Annotated in this window: 14 protein-coding genes; 12 read left to right on the top strand and 2 right to left on the bottom strand. The window is 53.4% G+C overall.

Annotated elements, in window-relative coordinates; all coding sequences use genetic code 11:
* Positions 1 to 10 precede the first annotated feature (10 nt).
* A complete protein-coding gene (locus ACH1XZ_RS18410; RefSeq protein WP_395596670.1) occupies positions 11 to 616 on the bottom strand; it encodes an ankyrin repeat domain-containing protein in 606 nt (201 codons plus the stop codon).
* A 243-nt stretch (positions 617 to 859) separates the two neighbouring features.
* Here ACH1XZ_RS18410 and ACH1XZ_RS18405 point away from each other — a divergent pair, with 243 nt between their 5' ends.
* The 7 genes from ACH1XZ_RS18405 (at position 860) to ACH1XZ_RS18375 (ending at position 9,683) form a co-directional block, all read left to right on the top strand.
* Entirely contained in the window at positions 860 to 1,354 is a 495-nt protein-coding gene (locus ACH1XZ_RS18405; RefSeq protein ID WP_395596669.1) for a DUF1097 domain-containing protein, read from the top strand.
* 264 nt (positions 1,355 to 1,618) lie between these two features.
* Positions 1,619 to 2,566: a LysR substrate-binding domain-containing protein gene (locus ACH1XZ_RS18400; RefSeq protein ID WP_395596668.1), complete on the top strand. Its 948-nt coding sequence runs from the start codon at positions 1,619 to 1,621 to the stop codon at positions 2,564 to 2,566.
* A gap of 301 nt (positions 2,567 to 2,867) precedes the next feature.
* Positions 2,868 to 3,569: a cysteine protease LapG gene (gene lapG / locus ACH1XZ_RS18395; protein WP_395596667.1), complete on the top strand. Its 702-nt coding sequence runs from the start codon at positions 2,868 to 2,870 to the stop codon at positions 3,567 to 3,569.
* A gap of 9 nt (positions 3,570 to 3,578) precedes the next feature.
* Positions 3,579 to 5,552: a bifunctional diguanylate cyclase/phosphodiesterase gene (locus ACH1XZ_RS18390; protein ID WP_395596666.1), complete on the top strand. Its 1,974-nt coding sequence runs from the start codon at positions 3,579 to 3,581 to the stop codon at positions 5,550 to 5,552.
* The gene (locus ACH1XZ_RS18385) at positions 5,533 to 5,874 is read left to right on the top strand and encodes a tryptophan synthase subunit beta (protein ID WP_395596665.1); all 342 of its coding nucleotides are present in this window, start codon (positions 5,533 to 5,535) and stop codon (positions 5,872 to 5,874) included. The genes ACH1XZ_RS18390 and ACH1XZ_RS18385 overlap by 20 nt, the downstream gene beginning before the upstream one ends.
* A gap of 871 nt (positions 5,875 to 6,745) precedes the next feature.
* On the top strand, positions 6,746 to 8,098 hold the full coding sequence (locus ACH1XZ_RS18380; protein WP_395596695.1) for a TolC family outer membrane protein: 1,353 nt from the start codon (positions 6,746 to 6,748) through the stop codon (positions 8,096 to 8,098).
* Positions 8,099 to 8,318: 220 nt separating this feature from the next.
* Positions 8,319 to 9,683, top strand: coding sequence for an HlyD family type I secretion periplasmic adaptor subunit (locus ACH1XZ_RS18375; protein ID WP_395596664.1), 1,365 nt, complete (start codon positions 8,319 to 8,321; stop codon positions 9,681 to 9,683).
* A gap of 120 nt (positions 9,684 to 9,803) precedes the next feature.
* Here ACH1XZ_RS18375 and proP read toward each other — a convergent pair whose 3' ends face one another.
* The gene (gene proP / locus ACH1XZ_RS18370) at positions 9,804 to 11,306 is read right to left on the bottom strand and encodes a glycine betaine/L-proline transporter ProP (RefSeq protein ID WP_395596663.1); all 1,503 of its coding nucleotides are present in this window, start codon (positions 11,304 to 11,306) and stop codon (positions 9,804 to 9,806) included.
* A 687-nt stretch (positions 11,307 to 11,993) separates the two neighbouring features.
* Here proP and kdgT point away from each other — a divergent pair.
* From kdgT to phnD, 5 genes are all read left to right on the top strand, one after another.
* Positions 11,994 to 12,992, top strand: coding sequence for a 2-keto-3-deoxygluconate transporter (gene kdgT / locus ACH1XZ_RS18365; RefSeq protein WP_395596662.1), 999 nt, complete (start codon positions 11,994 to 11,996; stop codon positions 12,990 to 12,992).
* Between the two features lie 181 nt (positions 12,993 to 13,173).
* Complete coding sequence (locus ACH1XZ_RS18360; RefSeq protein WP_035891906.1) at positions 13,174 to 13,509, top strand: zinc ribbon domain-containing protein YjdM; 336 nt, start codon at positions 13,174 to 13,176, stop codon at positions 13,507 to 13,509.
* 177 nt (positions 13,510 to 13,686) lie between these two features.
* Positions 13,687 to 14,133 carry a VOC family metalloprotein YjdN gene (yjdN, locus tag ACH1XZ_RS18355; protein WP_395596661.1) on the top strand — a complete coding sequence of 149 codons (447 nt, stop codon included), beginning with the start codon at positions 13,687 to 13,689 and terminating at the stop codon, positions 14,131 to 14,133.
* A gap of 132 nt (positions 14,134 to 14,265) precedes the next feature.
* On the top strand, positions 14,266 to 15,054 hold the full coding sequence (gene phnC / locus ACH1XZ_RS18350; RefSeq protein ID WP_395596660.1) for a phosphonate ABC transporter ATP-binding protein: 789 nt from the start codon (positions 14,266 to 14,268) through the stop codon (positions 15,052 to 15,054).
* 23 nt (positions 15,055 to 15,077) lie between these two features.
* Positions 15,078 to 16,094, top strand: a complete 1,017-nt coding sequence (phnD, locus tag ACH1XZ_RS18345) for a phosphonate ABC transporter substrate-binding protein (RefSeq protein ID WP_333497056.1) — start codon at positions 15,078 to 15,080, stop codon at positions 16,092 to 16,094.
* The last annotated feature ends 29 nt before the right edge of the window (positions 16,095 to 16,123 follow it).

Below are 16,123 nucleotides of genomic sequence, written 5' to 3'. Positions count from 1 at the left end.
GTCTCCTCTGTTACGCTCCGGCGGCAATCAGCAACTGGGCTATCTCGTCGTAACCCTTCTCCCGCGCCAGTTCCAGCGGGGTTTTTCCGTATTTGTCGGTCATGTGCGGGCTGGCACCGTGCTCCAGCAGCAGGCCGACAATCGTCTGCTGGGTTTCACCGCCGTCGTTGAGCACGATGGCCTCCAGCAGCGGCGTCCAGCCGACGAAGTTGGTGTGGTTGACGTTGATGTGGGTGCGATGTAATAGCTCTTTGACGATTTCAAGGTGCCCTTTTTCGCAGGCGGGCGTTAGCCCCACGCCGCCAAAACGGGTTAAACGATTTAAATCCGGACGGGCCGGTAATAATAAACGCAGCAGCGTTAAATCATTATTCAGGCAGCTAATTAAAAAAGGGTTTAAACAGGTCTGGTCTTGTTTATTAATATCCGCACCGGCATCCAGCAAAGCCACCACGCAATCATATTTTTTATTCAGGCTTGCCAGCGTAATGGCAGTTTGCCCCTGACGATTACAGGCATTAATATCGACACCCTGATGCAGACAGGATTTTAATTTCGTCAGTTCGCCTTGTTGCGCAGCCAATAGATAGTCAGCAATCAGATTGTTGTTGGTCATGTCAAATCCCCTGATTTTTTGTGGCTGTTTTCGATGAAATGAGAATAGCAACGAAATAATCATAAAAGAACCCGCTTAAATTTTATTCGCCATAACCTGCTTGATTAGTGAATTTTATTTAATAATCGATACAGACTGTGCGGTAGTGCACCGTTTATTTGTTTGTCACTATGCCCCTTAACTCAATCGGGTTTTCTTTCTATATAGTTTCAACACGAAACCACTATACGAGAGAAAATCATCATGAACGGACTCACCGCAACGGGCATTACTGTTGGGATCTGTGCAGGTCTCTGGCAAATGGTGTCCTCGCAGGTTGGGCTGGCCCCAGGCTGGGAATTATTAGGTACGATTGGCTTTGTGGCATTCTGCAGTTTTTATGCGGCAGGCGGCGGCAAGGCGGGATTTGTGAAGAGCCTTTTTGTCAATTACTCCGGCGCCGTCTGGGCGTTTCTCGCAGCGGCAGCCTCCGGTTGGCTGGCGTCGGTAAGCGGCCTGTCACCCTTCTGGGCGGGCGTGGTCATGACGGTGCCGTTCTCCGCCGTGGTGGTCTGGCAGGGCCGATTCTGGCTCACCTCATTTATCCCCGGCGGCTTTCTTGGCATGACGCTGTTTTTCGCCACCGGGATGAACTGGTGGGTCACGCTGCTGGGATTTTTTGCCGGAAACTGCGTCGGGATTATCTCCGAATATACCGGGCGCAAGCTGAGTGAAGCCACCTCGAAAGAGGCCGCGTAGCGGTATGCTGCCGGATGGCGGCGTACACGCCTTATCCGGCCTACGGAGGAACATCCGTTGTAACGGTACCACCCAGCAACATACCGCAGAGTTTGTAGGCCGGATAAGCGCAGCGCCATCCGGCAACATGCCGCAGAGAGCCAAATAGAACCCTAAACAGCGGTTTTAAAAGTTATTCAAAAATGGTTGCCCAACAATCACTTCAACCAATACATTCATCTCATCAAAGAGGCCCAATGAATAGCTGAACCGGGGAGCAGGTGAATGAACTCAATTTTTACGGAAGAGAATCTGCTGGCGTTCACCACCGCCGCGCGGTTTGGCAGCTTCAGTAAGGCGGCGGAGGAGCTGGGCCTCACCACCTCCGCCATCAGCTATACCATCAAGCGGATGGAGACAGGCCTCGACGTGGTGCTGTTTACCCGCAGCACCCGCAGCATCGAGCTAACCGAATCCGGGCGCTACTTCTTTCGTAAAGCCAGCGACCTGCTCAATGATTTCCACGCCATCAAGCGCAGCATCGACACCATTTCCCAGGGCATTGAAGCGCGAGTGCGCATCTGCATTAACCAACTGCTCTATACGCCGAAGCACACCGCCCGGCTGCTACAGGTGCTGAAAAAGCAGTTTCCTACCTGTCAGATAACCGTCACCACCGAGGTCTACAACGGCGTCTGGGATTCGATAATCAATAATCAGGCCAGCATCGCCATCGGCGCGCCAGATACCCTGCTCGATGGCGGCGGCATTGATTACACCGAAATTGGCGCGATCCGCTGGGCCTTTGCCATCGCGCCGTCACACCCGCTGGCGTTTATGCCGGAGCCCATTGCTGAAAGCCAGCTACGCCTCTACCCCAACATCATGGTGGAAGATACCGCGCACACCATTAATAAAAAGGTCGGCTGGCTGCTGCACGGCCAAGAGTCGATCCTCGTGCCTGACTTCAACACCAAGCGCGAGTGCCAGATCCTCGGCGAAGGGATTGGCTTCCTGCCGGACTACATGGTGCGCGATGCTGAAGCGCAATCTCAGTTGGTCACCCGGCAGATCAACAACCCGCGTCAGGACTCCCGCATGCTGCTGGCGACTCAGCACTCGGCCAACGGTCAGGTGACGCAGTGGATAAAACGGCAGTTTGGCCCGCAGGGCGTATTAACTGATATTTACGCAGACCTACTACATCGAGAAGTAGAAAGTCCCAAAAAATAAAAAAGCGCTACGTTATTCCTGAAAATAGCCGATAACTCAGATATAACGCTTAGTATTTTTTATGCATTTAAAAAATACTAAAAAATAATTAATGAATAATAAATGCCTGTACATTCACCATGATAGCTGGAACCTCACCTATTCCGTTTCGGAGGCATCCCCAAATCCACAGACATAATGTTATTCTGGCTAAAGCGACGTTTTACAGGGATCTCATCGCGCAGCAAGGAGAATAAATGTCACTGCATTATTTAATTGCGCACATTCAACGGGCCTTTCAACAGCCTGCAGGCATGACGTAATGACATGGCGTTCGGCCAGCGTTAGTCCTCTCAGTCTCCAGAAACGATGGCTTCCATCGCTACTGGCGCTGTTGCTTTTGGTCGCGCCAAATCTGGGCGCGGGCTGGGATTTTAATACCATTAATTCGCGTACCCAGCGACTTTATGGCCCGACGACGCCCACCGCACAACGCCATATAGACGCCTGGGAAGCGCTGCTTAAGCAGACGCCGTCGAGCGATATTCGCGCCACGCTGAACCGCGTGAATCAGTTTTTTAATTCCCGAATTCGGTTTACCGATGATATTTCGGTATGGGGTCAGCAGGATTATTGGGCAACCCCGGTTGAGGCGTTACGCAAGGGAGCTGGTGATTGCGAAGACTACGCCATCGCCAAATATTTTACGCTACGGCAACTGGGCGTTCCCGCCAGCCAGTTAAGAATTACCTATGTTAAAGCTTTACAGCTTAACCAGGCCCATATGGTCTTAACCTGGTATTCCACGCCTGATGCCGTTCCGTTAGTGCTTGATAACCTTAAACCCAACATATTACCCGCCTCCGCGCGCAGTGACCTGCTTCCCGTTTATTCCTTTAACGGTGAAGGTCTCTGGATCCCGCAGGCAAACGGCAGCAAACGTGTCGGCGACAGCAAAAAGCTCTCTCGCTGGCAGGATCTTCTCACCAGGATGCGTGCAGAAGGATTTGTCATTAATGAATAGGATTCAGCCATGTCCCTTTATAAACAGCTACTGATTGGCATCTGTCTGTTTACCTTCACTATATTCTGCGGCAATTTTTTTGCCACGCTGGAGAGCTCGCGCGAACAGTATTACAACCAGCTCAGCGCTCATGCCCAGGATGCCGCCACCGCCCTTGGGCTGTCGCTGACGGCGCATATCGACGATCCGGTGATGACGGAGCTCATGGTTAACTCCATTTTTGATAGCGGCTATTTCTACCGCATCCAGGTCATTGATATTAAAAGCGGCCAGCCAATTATCGAGCGCCAGAACGTGCCGCCAAGCGCCAATGTTCCGGCCTGGTTTGTCCGCATGGTGCATCTGGACCCAGGACAAGGTGAAGCTATTGTGATGCGCGGCTGGAGCCAGGCGGCGCGCGTGGAAGTGGTCAGCCACCCGATGTTTGCGCTGGCGCGTTTGTGGAGCAGCCTGGTGGCTAGCCTGCTGTGGCTCAGCGGCTGTAGCGTGCTGTGTATTCTGGGCGCGATGTTCTTGCTGCGAAATCGCCTGCGTCCGCTGAATTATATCGTCGAACAGGCAACGGCCATCAGCCGCCGTGAATTTTTAAGTATCCCCGCCCTACCGAAAACGCCGGAGCTTCGCCGGGTGGTTGAAGCCACCAACATGATGGTCACGCAGCTAAAAGCGCTGTTCAGCGAGCAGGCCAAACGCACCGAAACGCTGCGTCAGGAGGCCTATAACGACAGCCTGACCGGGCTGAATAACCGCCGGGCGTTTGATATTAAATTCCAGACCCGCTTGAGCGACGAAGAAAACGCGGACGGGAATCTTATCTTACTACGCGTGCAGGACCTGATGGGCCTCAACCAACGACTCGGCGGCGTCAATACCGATAAACTATTGAAGAATATCGGTGAGATTCTTATCACCCTGCAGCAGCGCTTTTTCCTTAATGAAGGCTTTGTCGCTCGCGTACGCGGCGGCGAATTTGCCATTCTCACTGACCCGGTGCTGCCCACCGAGATGGAACATTTCGCCAGCTCGCTTAGCACTCAGCTCAAAGCGCTGTATGAAACAGGCCTGAGTGACGTTGACCCCGTCGCCCACTTTGTCGACGTCGCCTTTCACTATGGCGATTCACCGCAAACTTTGCTGCGCCAGGCAGATCAGATACTGGTCGCGACCGAAACGGATATGCGCTCATTCGTCGACCCACAGGCCACCGCGAAGCAGGTAGATGAAGACCACCATCAGTGGCATCACCGTTTGACCACCGTTCTGGATAAAGAAGCCTTCGAGCTTTACGCGCAGCCGGTGTACCAGTGCAATAACAAACGCATTGTTTTGCATAACAAAATTCTGGCGCGTATCCAGACCGATGAAGGCGAAATCATCCCGGCGGGGCGCTTTATTCCCTGGGTTCGCCGCCTGTCTCTCAGCCGCAAAATGGATATCGTCATGCTTAAGCAGACCCTGCGTGCCATGGAAAGCAGCCGGCATGAGTTTGCCCTCAGCATTAGCGGCGAAAGCGTGGCCGATGATGAAAGCCTGAACGCACTGCTTAAGCCGCTGAAAGGCTTGCGCCATCTGACGCCACGGTTGACGCTGGAGCTGGATGAAAACGAGCTGCCGGATCCCGAGCGCGTCAGCATCCTGGTGAAAAAATTACAGGATCTGGGCTGTGGCCTGGGGATCCAGCACTTTGGCGGCCGCTTCCATCTGATTGGCAATCTGCCGCAGTGGGGGCTCGCCTGGATCAAAGTGGACGGTGGCTACATTCACCGCATCAACGAAGAAGAAGATAAGAAGCTGTTTATCGAAGCCATTTACTGGGCTACGCGGCAAATTGACCTGCCGCTCATCGCCGAGCGCGTCGAAACCGAAGGCGAGCTGGCGGTACTGGAAAACATCGGCCTGTATGGCGCAATGGGGCGTTACTTTAGCGACGCTGGCACACTACAAAACACTCAGGAGAGCAGCCATGCATTTTATAGAACGTGATGACGACGGGCGGATAGTTCGGGTCGAGACCGCGGAATTCAGCGGTATGACCGAAATCAGCGAAGTGACCACAGGGGAAATCAGCGATTGGCTTAAGGTGAGCGAGCTTCGCGCCTCGACGATTCAACAATTGCAGCAGAGCGACCTGAACATGGTGCGCGTACTGGAGGATCTTATCGAAGTGTTGATGAGCAAAGGCGTTATCAGCATTACCGACCTCCCTGCTGCCGCCCAAAGCAAACTGCTTAACCGCGCACAGGCTCGCCAAACGCTAGGCGGCCTGGAAGGGCTTATCAGCGATGATGACGTGCGCTTAATATAAGAAAAAATTGTCTTTATTTATTCAGGCACATCATGTTTGTGCCTGAAAACTTTCCCATCCCGCTGATAAAACACATGCATGGCGAATACGAAATATGCATGCCTTTAATACATCAATATATTAACCAGGTAAAAATAGTTAATGTCGCTAATACATTAATGACACGATCAGACTATTAGTAGAAAAATTAATGCCTGAAACAGCAATAAGTGGTACAAAACTATTAGCATCCGTACACACCTGTTCCCATAGCTAGAAAGAGCATTATAAATCAATGAATTACAGATGAATGGCATAGTCCATATAGCAGTTAAATAAAATCATAAAATTATTAATCACTATAAATCGACGTCAAATATTGATATTACTCTACAGATACACCTCTGATTAGCCATTTCATTTGCCTTTTAAAAACAACACAATATAGACAGTCAAAGACTTATCTTTATACTTTTATTTTTAGCCAATAATTTTTTTACAGAAAATCCTTACAAAATCGACATTAAAATCAAAGAAACCGTTTATCTTGCGTATTACTTTATAAACATAGCCAGACTCTTTATTTACCAGACCTCATATCTACGAGACACCTGGAATACTATCAGCGCACACACAAACGTATGAGATATCCGTTTTTTATTGACTGTGCTGGTATGAACGAATGGATGCGTTCACGAAAATTAAGAGGAATAAATGATGGCTGATGTAAACGGAACAATTAAAGCGAACGCCGGGAAAGCGTTCGCTATTTCTCCTGATGGGAGCAGGAGATTGCCGATGTAAGGCAGCAACAATTTTGTTTTTTGCCTCGACCTCGCCTCTGGTGGCCCCCCACCAGCAAGGGAAATGAACACAAGAAAAGGATGACATGATGAAAAAACACATTCGGGTATTAACCAGCCTCTCTCTGCCGCTGCTGTTCGCTAACAACGTCAGCGCAGCAACGTTAGAACAGGCGGTCAAAGACAGTTTGCTGTGGCATCCACAGGTAAGCGCCTCCGTTAACAGCCGTTACTCTGCCGACGAAGATCTCCGTGCGGCAAAAGGGGGATACTTACCCACGTTAAACCTGTCCGCCGGTACCGGTTGGGAGCAGACCGATAACTCCAGCACCCGGGCGGCAAACGACCACCATCGTAACCTGAATCGCAGTGAATCCAGCCTCAATCTGCGCCAGAACGTGTTTAACGGCTTTGCCACCACCAGCGAAGTCGCCCGGCAAAAAGCGACCGTCAACTCCCGCGCGTTCTCGGTGATGAACACCAGTGAAGTCACCGCGCTGAACGCGATTCAAAGCTACCTGGACGTGCTGATGCGTCAAAAAATGGTGCAACTGGCGCAAAGTAATCTCACCAGCCACGAGCGCGTTTTCGATCAGATTCGTCTGCGCACCGAACAGGGCGTTGGCCGTAAGGCCGACTATGAGCAGGCACAGGCGCGTCTGGCACAGGCTCGCAACAACCTGCTGACCGAGCAGACCAACCTTGAAGATGCTCAGGCCAACTACTACAGCGTGGTGGGTAAAGAGGCCTCCGGTCTGTCGATGCCAATGACCACTAAAGTTCCGGCTTCCCAGGCTGAAGCACGCAAGCAAATGCTGGAAAACAGTCCGCTGCTGAAACAGGCCGATGCCGACGTTGAAGCCACCCGCCAGCAGTACGAAGCGGCGAAATCCCGCTTCTACCCAAGCGTGGATATCGACCTTGGCCGTCGAATGGACAACAACGTCGATGGCACTCGCGGCCACGATCAGGAATGGCAGGCCATGGTTCGCATGAACTACAACCTGTTCAACGGCGGCAGCGATAAAGCCCAGCTCTCATCCTATGCCTACAAAATGCAGGAAGCGCAGGACGTAAAACGTAACGCACTGCGTCAGCTTGATGAAGAGCTGCGCCTGTCCTGGAACGCCTGGCAGAACGCCAGACAGCAGGTACCTATCGCTAAAGATTACGCCGATCGCAGCGCCGTGGTACGCACCGCCTACCAGGAGCAGTTCAGCATCGGCGAACGTAGCCTGCTGGATATGCTGGACAGCGAAAACGAAGTGTTCAACGCCCAGCGCCGCTACGTCGAAATGCAGTTCGTGGAAATGTTCACCACCTACCGTATCAACGCCCGCATTGGCGACCTGTTAAAACAGCTTAATATTCAGGCCCCCACGGCGGCACAGCCCGTTGAGGAACAGCAAAGCGCACATGCCAATTTACCGGAACTGAAGTAACGATTTGGACCTGCGGGCTATGCCACTCTGCGGTGGGGTAGCCCGTTATAGGCTTTAAGCAATTCGAACCTGTTGATGGCTTATAAGGTCTGATTATGGCGTCTTATACTGATTCACCTGAACATGCGACCTCCCCGCCTGATTATCCTCAACAACGGTAAGTCCATTGCAGACAGCCCGAAAGAGAGCGTCATAAACGCACTGAAAAAAGGATAAATTCATGCGCAACGCTAACCGAATCAACCGCCTGAAAGCATGGCTTTTGGGTGATAAAAATACCTCAACCCTGGCCGCCAACGAGGTAAACAAAGCGCTGATCGACGACTCCCCGCGAGTGGTGCGCATCACGCTATGGGCCATCCTCGGCTTCTTTATCATCATGATTGCGTGGGCCGCCCTTGCCGAAATTGACGAAGTAACGCGCGGCGATGGTAAGGCGATCCCCTCCTCACGGCTGCAAAAAATCCAGAACCTGGAAGGGGGGATTGTCGCGGAAGTTTTCGTGCATGAAGGGGAAGTGGTCAACGCAGGTGCGCCGCTGCTGCGTCTGGACGATACCCGCTTTCGTTCTAATGCCGGGGAATCGGAAGCCGACCGGCTAGCGCTGGAGGCACGTATTCAGCGTCTGACCGCCCAGGTCGAGGGCAAAGAAACCCTAACGCTGTCGCCCAATATCATGGCGAAATCCCCGGATATCGCGGACGGTGAATTGGCGCTTTTTGCCAGCGTGAACAAACGCATTCAGAGCGAGCTATCCGGCCTCAATGAACAGCTGGTGCAGAAAAAACAGGAGCTGCTGGACTACCAGGCCAAAGCCGAACAGTACCGTCGTAGCCTGGGTCTGCTACAGCAGGAAATCAGCCTGTCTGAGCCGCTGGTTGCCAAAGGGGCTATCTCAAAGGTTGAGGTGCTGCGTCTGCGCCGCTCTGAGGTAGAAACCCGTGGGCAGTTGGAGTCGGTGACGCTGGCGGTACCACGCGCGCAGGCGGCGATTAAAGAGATTGAGAGCAAAATGGGGGAAGCGCGTGGTCGCTACCGCAGCGAGGCGCTGTCGCAGCTCAATGAAGCGCGTACCGATCTCAGTAAAACCGAAGCGTCTGGAAAAGCGATTGAGGACCGGGTTAACCGTACGCTCGTCACCTCGCCGGTTCGCGGTATCGTTCAGCAACTGATGGTCAACACCATCGGCGGCGTTATTCAGCCGGGTAACGATATTGTGGAAATCGTGCCGCTGGATGACACCCTGCTGGTCGAAGCCAAAATCCGTCCGCAGGACATCGCCTTTCTGCGTCCCGGCCAGGAGGCCGTCGTGAAGTTCACCGCCTACGACTACACCATCTATGGTGGGCTGAAGGGTAAACTCGAGCAGATAAGCCCGGATACGGTGACGGATAAAGAGGGGAAAAGTTTCTACGTGATTCGTCTGCGTACCGAGAAAAATCATCTTGGCAGCGATGAAAATCCGCTGATTATTATTCCGGGGATGGTGGCCTCGGTGGATATAATTACCGGCAAGAAAACCATTCTTGCCTATCTGTTAAAGCCGATTCTGCGCGCCCGCGCGGAGGCGTTCCGCGAACGATAAGCATAAAAAAACCCCGGCATTTCGACAAGGCCGGGGTTTTTATTGGTCTATTTCGGTGCTTATCCCGGCGGCGCTTCGCTTGGCCGGGCTACGGGATGGTAGCCCGGGAGCGGGCACGGTTTAGTCGTTAATCTTCGGATGCTGCATCACGAGCTGCGAGCGTTTCTCCTGCAGCGCGGCAATTTCGGCATCAATATCTTCAATCTTATGCTCAATATGGTCGTGATGCTCCTGGAGAATCTCCTTCGCTTCGGCCATATCCGATGCCGCAGGCGTCGCGCCTTTCAGCGGTCGATTCGCGGTCTCTTTCATCATCACGCCAGTCATCAGGCCGATCACCGCCACCACCATCAGGTAGTAAGCCGGCATCATCAGGTCCTGCGTCGACTCCACCAGCCAGGCGGCCAGGGTTGGCGTTACACCGGCAACCAGCACCGAGATATTAAACGCACTCGCCAGCGCACTGTAGCGGATATGGGTCGGGAACATCGCCGGTAACGACGACGCCATCACCCCGGTGAAGCAGTTCAGGATCACCGCCAGCACCAGCAGACCGGAGAAAATCAGGCCAATCGAGTTGCTGTTAATCAGCATAAAGGCCGGAATCGAGAACACCAGCAGCGCGATGCTACCGACAACGATAAACGGACGACGACCAAACCGGTCACTCAGCAGTCCCATCACCGGCTGCACGAACAGCATACCGATCATAATGGCGATGATAATCAGCACGCCGTGGTCTTCCGAGTAGTGCAGGTTATGCGACAGGTAGCTCGGCATGTAGGTCAGCAGCATGTAGTAGGTCACGTTGGTAGAGATAACCAGACCGATACACGCCAGCAGGCTACGCCAGTGCTTGGTGGCAATCTCTTTAAATGAAACCTTTGGCCCATCCTGCAGACCCTGACGATCGCCCTGCTCCAGCTTATCCACGTGCTGCTGGAACGCTGGGGTCTCTTCTAACGCATGACGCAGATAGAGACCGATAATCCCTAACGGCAGCGCGACGAAGAACGGAATACGCCAGCCCCAATCAAGGAAGTTCGCCTCACCCACCGCGGTGGAAAGCAGAACCACCAGACCCGCACCCATCACGAACCCGGCAATGGAACCGAAGTCCAGCCAGCTGCCCATGAAACCGCGCTTACGGTCAGGGGAATATTCGGCCACAAAGATAGACGCCCCGGTATATTCACCACCGACCGAGAAGCCCTGCGCCATTTTACACAGCAGCAGCAGAATAGGTGCCCAGATACCAATGGTCTCGTACGACGGAATAAGACCAATACAGAATGTACTGAGGGACATGATAATAATGGTGATGGAAAGGATCTTCTGGCGACCGTATTTATCCCCGAGCATCCCGAAGAACAAACCGCCCAGCGGACGAATCAGGAAGGGAACGGAGAAGGTACCCAGCGCGGCAATCATCTGCACGCTTGGGTCGGCATCCGGGAAGAAGACTTTACCTAGCGCATAGGCCACAAACCCATAAACCCCGAAGTCAAACCACTCCATCGCATTACCCAATGAAGCCGCGGTAATCGCTTTGCGCAGTTTGGCGTCGTCGATAATGGTGACGTCACGAATCGTGATCGGTTTTACTTTTTTCCTTTTAAGCATGGTTTTCCTCGTTCAATTTCGCCTTGAACGCACACCCAGTGGCGACAAACACACGATGTGTTTGCGAGGGCGCGTAAAGGGAACCGTGGAGATTCTGGTTCCGTTTATCCAAGCGTAGCAGGTTTGCATGTCTATGTAGGTGGATGTTATCCGGACACTCAAACCTGTTGGGCCTGCTGGCGAGTCAGTTAAAAAGCCGCCCCTCGGAAAATGACCATTTGAGGGACAATCCTATTTACCCTAACAGCGATTAATATTGTGATCAACTTAACAAAAGATTGAATCATGCTACTAAAGCGAAATATTCCACTCACATTTCCCTGCTCATTTCCCGCTCAACGCTAGCGATAACGCACCGTTCGCGCCGTTTTTTCACCTCAACTTTGAAAAGAGTTTTTTCAGAATTTGTCACATTCATTTCACACCATTTTTATCTTTCGAACGAACGTAATGTCAACATTTGAAATATGTGATCTATATATATAAAACACTGTTTTATTTTCATTGAATCGTCATTTCTATAAATGCATTATGACTGCCGAAGCAACGTTGAATATGTCGATGCGTTTCTTTTTAACACGCAAGTGTTGTGACATGAAAACACCAGATGATAGCCATATAACACACTGAAATTATTATACTTAACCTCTTCTATTGCCAAGCGGCAATAAGAAGCGAGGACGCTACATGAAAATCAAAGCAACAATGGAACGAGTCCCTGGCGGGATGATGCTTATCCCGTTACTGTTAGGCGCGGTATTAAATACCCTGGCCCCAACAACCGGTGAATATTTCGGGTCTTTCACAAAAGGAATGATTGGCGGAACGGTACCGATTCTGGCGGTATGGTTCTTCTGTATCGGGGCGTCCATTGATTTACGCGCGACCGGCACGGTATTACGCAAATCCGGCACGCTGGTGCTGACCAAAATCGCCGTCGCCTGGGTAGTGGCGATGATTGCGGCCTCCTTTATTCCTGATACCGGTATTCAGACCGGTTTCTTTGCCGGCCTCTCGGTACTGGCGATCGTTTCCGCGATGGATATGACCAACGGTGGTCTGTACGCCAGCCTGATGAACCAGTACGGCACCAAGGAAGAGTCCGGTGCGTTCGTGCTGATGTCGCTGGAATCCGGCCCGCTGATGACCATGGTGATCCTCGGTTCCGCAGGCCTGGCGTCCTTTGAGCCGCACCACTTTATCGGTGCCGTGCTGCCATTCCTGATTGGCTTCGCCCTCGGCAACCTCGACCACGATCTGCGTGCGTTCTTCAGCAAAGCCACGCCGGTGCTGATTCCGTTCTTCGGCTTCGCGCTGGGTAACACCATCAACCTGAACGTCATCCTCGACACCGGCCTGCTGGGTATCGTGCTGGGCGTAGCGGTTATCGTCATCACCGGTATTCCACTGATTATTGCTGACCGCGTGATTGGCGGCGGTAATGGTACCGCAGGCGTAGCCGCCTCTTCTGCCGCCGGTGCTGCCGTGGCGAACCCGGTTATCATTGCGCAGATTAACCCGTCGTTTGCCCCGGTTGCCGCCTCCGCAACGGCGCTGGTTGCCGCCAGCGTGATTGTCACCGCGATTCTGGTGCCGATTATTACGGCGCTGTACGCCAAACGTTATGGCGCACCGCAATCCGCTGAAAATGAGATCAAACCCGCTCAAGAGCCCGCGCACCACTAATCGGCCCCCTCTCCCCAAAGGGGAGAGGGGGAAAAGCCCCCCTCATTTTCTGACCATTCGTCAACCAAATTCCGGATACCACCGACAAATGCAGGGTTTTATTGTATAATCAGGGCTATTTTCGGCGATTTGCCGTTTTACAGGCCTTTGCCTTTCGCACTGCACATTTGAGGATCTATCCATGTCATTACCCCATTGCCCACAATGCAACTCCGAATACACCTACGAAGACAACGGCATGTTCATCTGCCCGGAGTGCGCGCACGAGTGGAACGATGCTGAACCAGCGCACGACAGCGACGAGCTGATCGTTAAAGATGCCAACGGCAACCTGCTGGTCGACGGCGACAGCGTCACCGTAGTAAAAGACCTGAAGGTCAAAGGCAGCTCTTCGATGCTGAAAATCGGCACCAAAGTGAAGAACATCCGCCTGGTGGAAGGCGACCACAACATCGATTGCAAAATCGACGGTTTCGGCCAGATGAAGCTGAAATCTGAGTTTGTGAAAAAGAACTGATTGAACATGTAGCATTGCCGGATGGCGATGCTACGCATCTTATCCGGCCTACAAATTGCACCACCCCGTAGGCCGGATAAGCGAAGCGCCATCCGGCAATACGCCCCCCGCCCCGCTTCGCCCCCAGAACCGACACGCACTACACTTAATGAGCACTTCTTACCTGAGGTAACGATCATGCCGTTAAGTCCCTATATTGCCTTTTCCGGAAACTGCGCCGATGCCATTGCCTATTATCAACAGGCGCTGGGTGCGGAACTGCGCTACAAAATCACCTTTGGCGAAATGCCGCCCTCTGCCATGGACGACGAAGGCGGCTGCCCGTCCGGCCTGAAATTCCCCGATAATGCCATCGCTCACGCCAACGTCGTCATTGCGGGCAGCGATATCATGATGAGCGACGGTACCTCGCCGGATGCCGCGGGCTACTCGGGTTTTACGCTGGTGCTCGACACCCAGGACGTAAAAGAGGGAAAACGCTGGTTCGACAATCTCGCCGCCAACGGCAAGGTTGAAATGGCCTGGCAGGAAACCTTCTGGGCGCACGGCTTTGGCCGCGTGGTCGACCGCTACGGCGTGCCGTGGATGATTAACGTGGTCAAACAACAGGAGCCCACGCTCTAACAACGCGGGAGGCCGCGGCCTCCCGTCCTGTCATCAAATACCTGTCAATTATTCATCACCGAGTCATCCCGCCTTAACCCAAATGTCACACGACTTCGCCACGATGAGGCCACCTTAATTGAGGGTCTCAACATGCAAACGATTATCCGCGTTGAAAAGCTCAACAAGACGTTCAATCAGAATCAGGTACTCCACGCCATCGACCTGAACGTCCACGCCGGTGAGATGGTGGCTCTGCTTGGCCCGTCCGGTTCTGGCAAATCCACCCTTTTACGTCATCTGAGCGGCCTTATCGTCGGCGATAAAACGCCGAGCAGCCGCATCGAACTGTTGGGCAACACCGTGCAGCAGTCGGGCCGTCTGGCGCGCGACATTCGCAAAAGCCGCGCCCACACCGGCTACATCTTCCAACAGTTCAACCTCGTTAACCGCCTGAGCGTGATGGAGAACGTGCTGATTGGCGCGCTCGGCAGCACGCCGTTCTGGCGCACCTGCTTTAGCTGGTTCACCCGCGAGCAGAAACAACGCGCGCTACAAGCGCTCACCCGCGTGGGTATGGCGCACATGGCCCACCAGCGCGTCTCAACCTTATCCGGCGGACAACAGCAGCGCGTGGCAATTGCCCGTGCGCTGATGCAGCAGGCAAAAGTAATCCTCGCCGACGAACCTATCGCCTCGCTGGATCCGGAATCCGCGCGCATCGTAATGGACACGCTGCGCGACATTAACCAGACCGACGGCATCACCGTGGTGGTAACACTGCATCAGGTCGACTATGCGCTGCGCTACTGCGAACGCATCGTTGCGCTGCGTCAGGGACACGTGTTCTACGACGGCAGCAGCCAGCAGTTTGATAACGAACGATTTGACCATCTCTACCGCAGCATGAATCGCGTCGAAGAGAACGCGCAGGCTGCTTAACGTCCCCACAATGAGGAATGGAAATGAGTTATAAAGCCGTTGCCGCGCTGGCCTTTACCAGCATGTTTAGCCTCAGCACCCTGTTAACCCCAGCCCACGCGGAAGAGCAGGAAAAGGCGCTGAACTTCGGCATTATTTCGACGGAATCACAGCAGAACTTAAAGCCGCAATGGGAACCATTCCTGAAGGACATGGAAAAGTCGCTGGGCGTAAAAGTTAACGCCTTCTTCGCACCGGACTACGCGGGGATTATCCAGGGGATGCGTTTTAACAAGGTCGATATCGCCTGGTACGGCAACCTCTCCGCCATGGAAGCGGTGGACCGCGCTAACGGTCAGGTATTCGCGCAGACCGTGGCCGCCGACGGCTCCCCAGGCTACTGGAGCGTGCTGATCGTCAACAAAGACAGCCCCATCAACAACCTCAATGACCTGCTTGCCAAGCGTAAAGAGCTGACCTTCGGCAACGGTGACCCAAACTCCACCTCCGGCTTCCTGGTCCCGGGCTACTACGTCTTCGCCAAGAACAACGCCTCCGCCAGCGACTTCAAGCGCACGGTCAACGCCAGCCATGAAACCAACGCCCTGGCCGTTGCCAACAAGCAGGTCGATGTCGCCACCAACAACACCGAAAACCTCGACAAGCTGAAGGTCTCTGCGCCGGACAAGTTGAAAGAACTGAAGGTTATCTGGAAGTCACCGCTGATCCCAGGCGACCCAATTGTGTGGCGTAAAAACCTGTCTGAATCCACCAAAGACAAGGTGTACAGCTTCTTTATGAACTACGGCAAAACGCCGGAACAGAAAGCGGTGCTGGAACGACTGGGCTGGGCACCGTTCCGCGCCTCCAGCGACCTGCAGCTGCTGCCGATTCGCCAGCTGACGCTGTTTAAAGAGATGCAGACCGTGAAGGGCAACGGCACGCTGAACGACGCGGAGAAGGCCACCAAGACCGCGGAAATTCAGGCACGTCTGAGCGACCTTGACCGTACCACGGCGGCGATTGGCGCGATGACGTCGGTGACCAAAGCGGTGCAGTAATCCCGGTGCCCGGTGGCGCTTCGCTTACC

This window comes from Kluyvera chengduensis, assembly GCF_044197065.1.
In the GTDB taxonomy this organism is placed as follows: Bacteria; Pseudomonadota; Gammaproteobacteria; order Enterobacterales; family Enterobacteriaceae; genus Kluyvera; species Kluyvera ascorbata_C.
This window is presented reverse-complemented; position numbering and strand designations above follow the sequence as displayed.

Bases quoted from the DNA above. Each gene is read 5' to 3' on its own strand.
- ACH1XZ_RS18410 (WP_395596670.1), bottom strand. From the start codon at position 616: ATGACCAACAACAATCTGATTGCTGACTATCTATTGGCTGCGCAACAA.
- ACH1XZ_RS18405 (WP_395596669.1), top strand. From the start codon at position 860: ATGAACGGACTCACCGCAACGGGCATTACTGTTGGGATCTGTGCAGGT.
- ACH1XZ_RS18400 (WP_395596668.1), top strand. From the start codon at position 1,619: ATGAACTCAATTTTTACGGAAGAGAATCTGCTGGCGTTCACCACCGCC.
- lapG (WP_395596667.1), top strand. From the start codon at position 2,868: ATGACATGGCGTTCGGCCAGCGTTAGTCCTCTCAGTCTCCAGAAACGA.
- ACH1XZ_RS18390 (WP_395596666.1), top strand. From the start codon at position 3,579: ATGTCCCTTTATAAACAGCTACTGATTGGCATCTGTCTGTTTACCTTC.
- ACH1XZ_RS18385 (WP_395596665.1), top strand. From the start codon at position 5,533: ATGCATTTTATAGAACGTGATGACGACGGGCGGATAGTTCGGGTCGAG.
- ACH1XZ_RS18380 (WP_395596695.1), top strand. From the start codon at position 6,746: ATGAAAAAACACATTCGGGTATTAACCAGCCTCTCTCTGCCGCTGCTG.
- ACH1XZ_RS18375 (WP_395596664.1), top strand. From the start codon at position 8,319: ATGCGCAACGCTAACCGAATCAACCGCCTGAAAGCATGGCTTTTGGGT.
- proP (WP_395596663.1), bottom strand. From the start codon at position 11,306: ATGCTTAAAAGGAAAAAAGTAAAACCGATCACGATTCGTGACGTCACC.
- kdgT (WP_395596662.1), top strand. From the start codon at position 11,994: ATGAAAATCAAAGCAACAATGGAACGAGTCCCTGGCGGGATGATGCTT.
- ACH1XZ_RS18360 (WP_035891906.1), top strand. From the start codon at position 13,174: ATGTCATTACCCCATTGCCCACAATGCAACTCCGAATACACCTACGAA.
- yjdN (WP_395596661.1), top strand. From the start codon at position 13,687: ATGCCGTTAAGTCCCTATATTGCCTTTTCCGGAAACTGCGCCGATGCC.
- phnC (WP_395596660.1), top strand. From the start codon at position 14,266: ATGCAAACGATTATCCGCGTTGAAAAGCTCAACAAGACGTTCAATCAG.
- phnD (WP_333497056.1), top strand. From the start codon at position 15,078: ATGAGTTATAAAGCCGTTGCCGCGCTGGCCTTTACCAGCATGTTTAGC.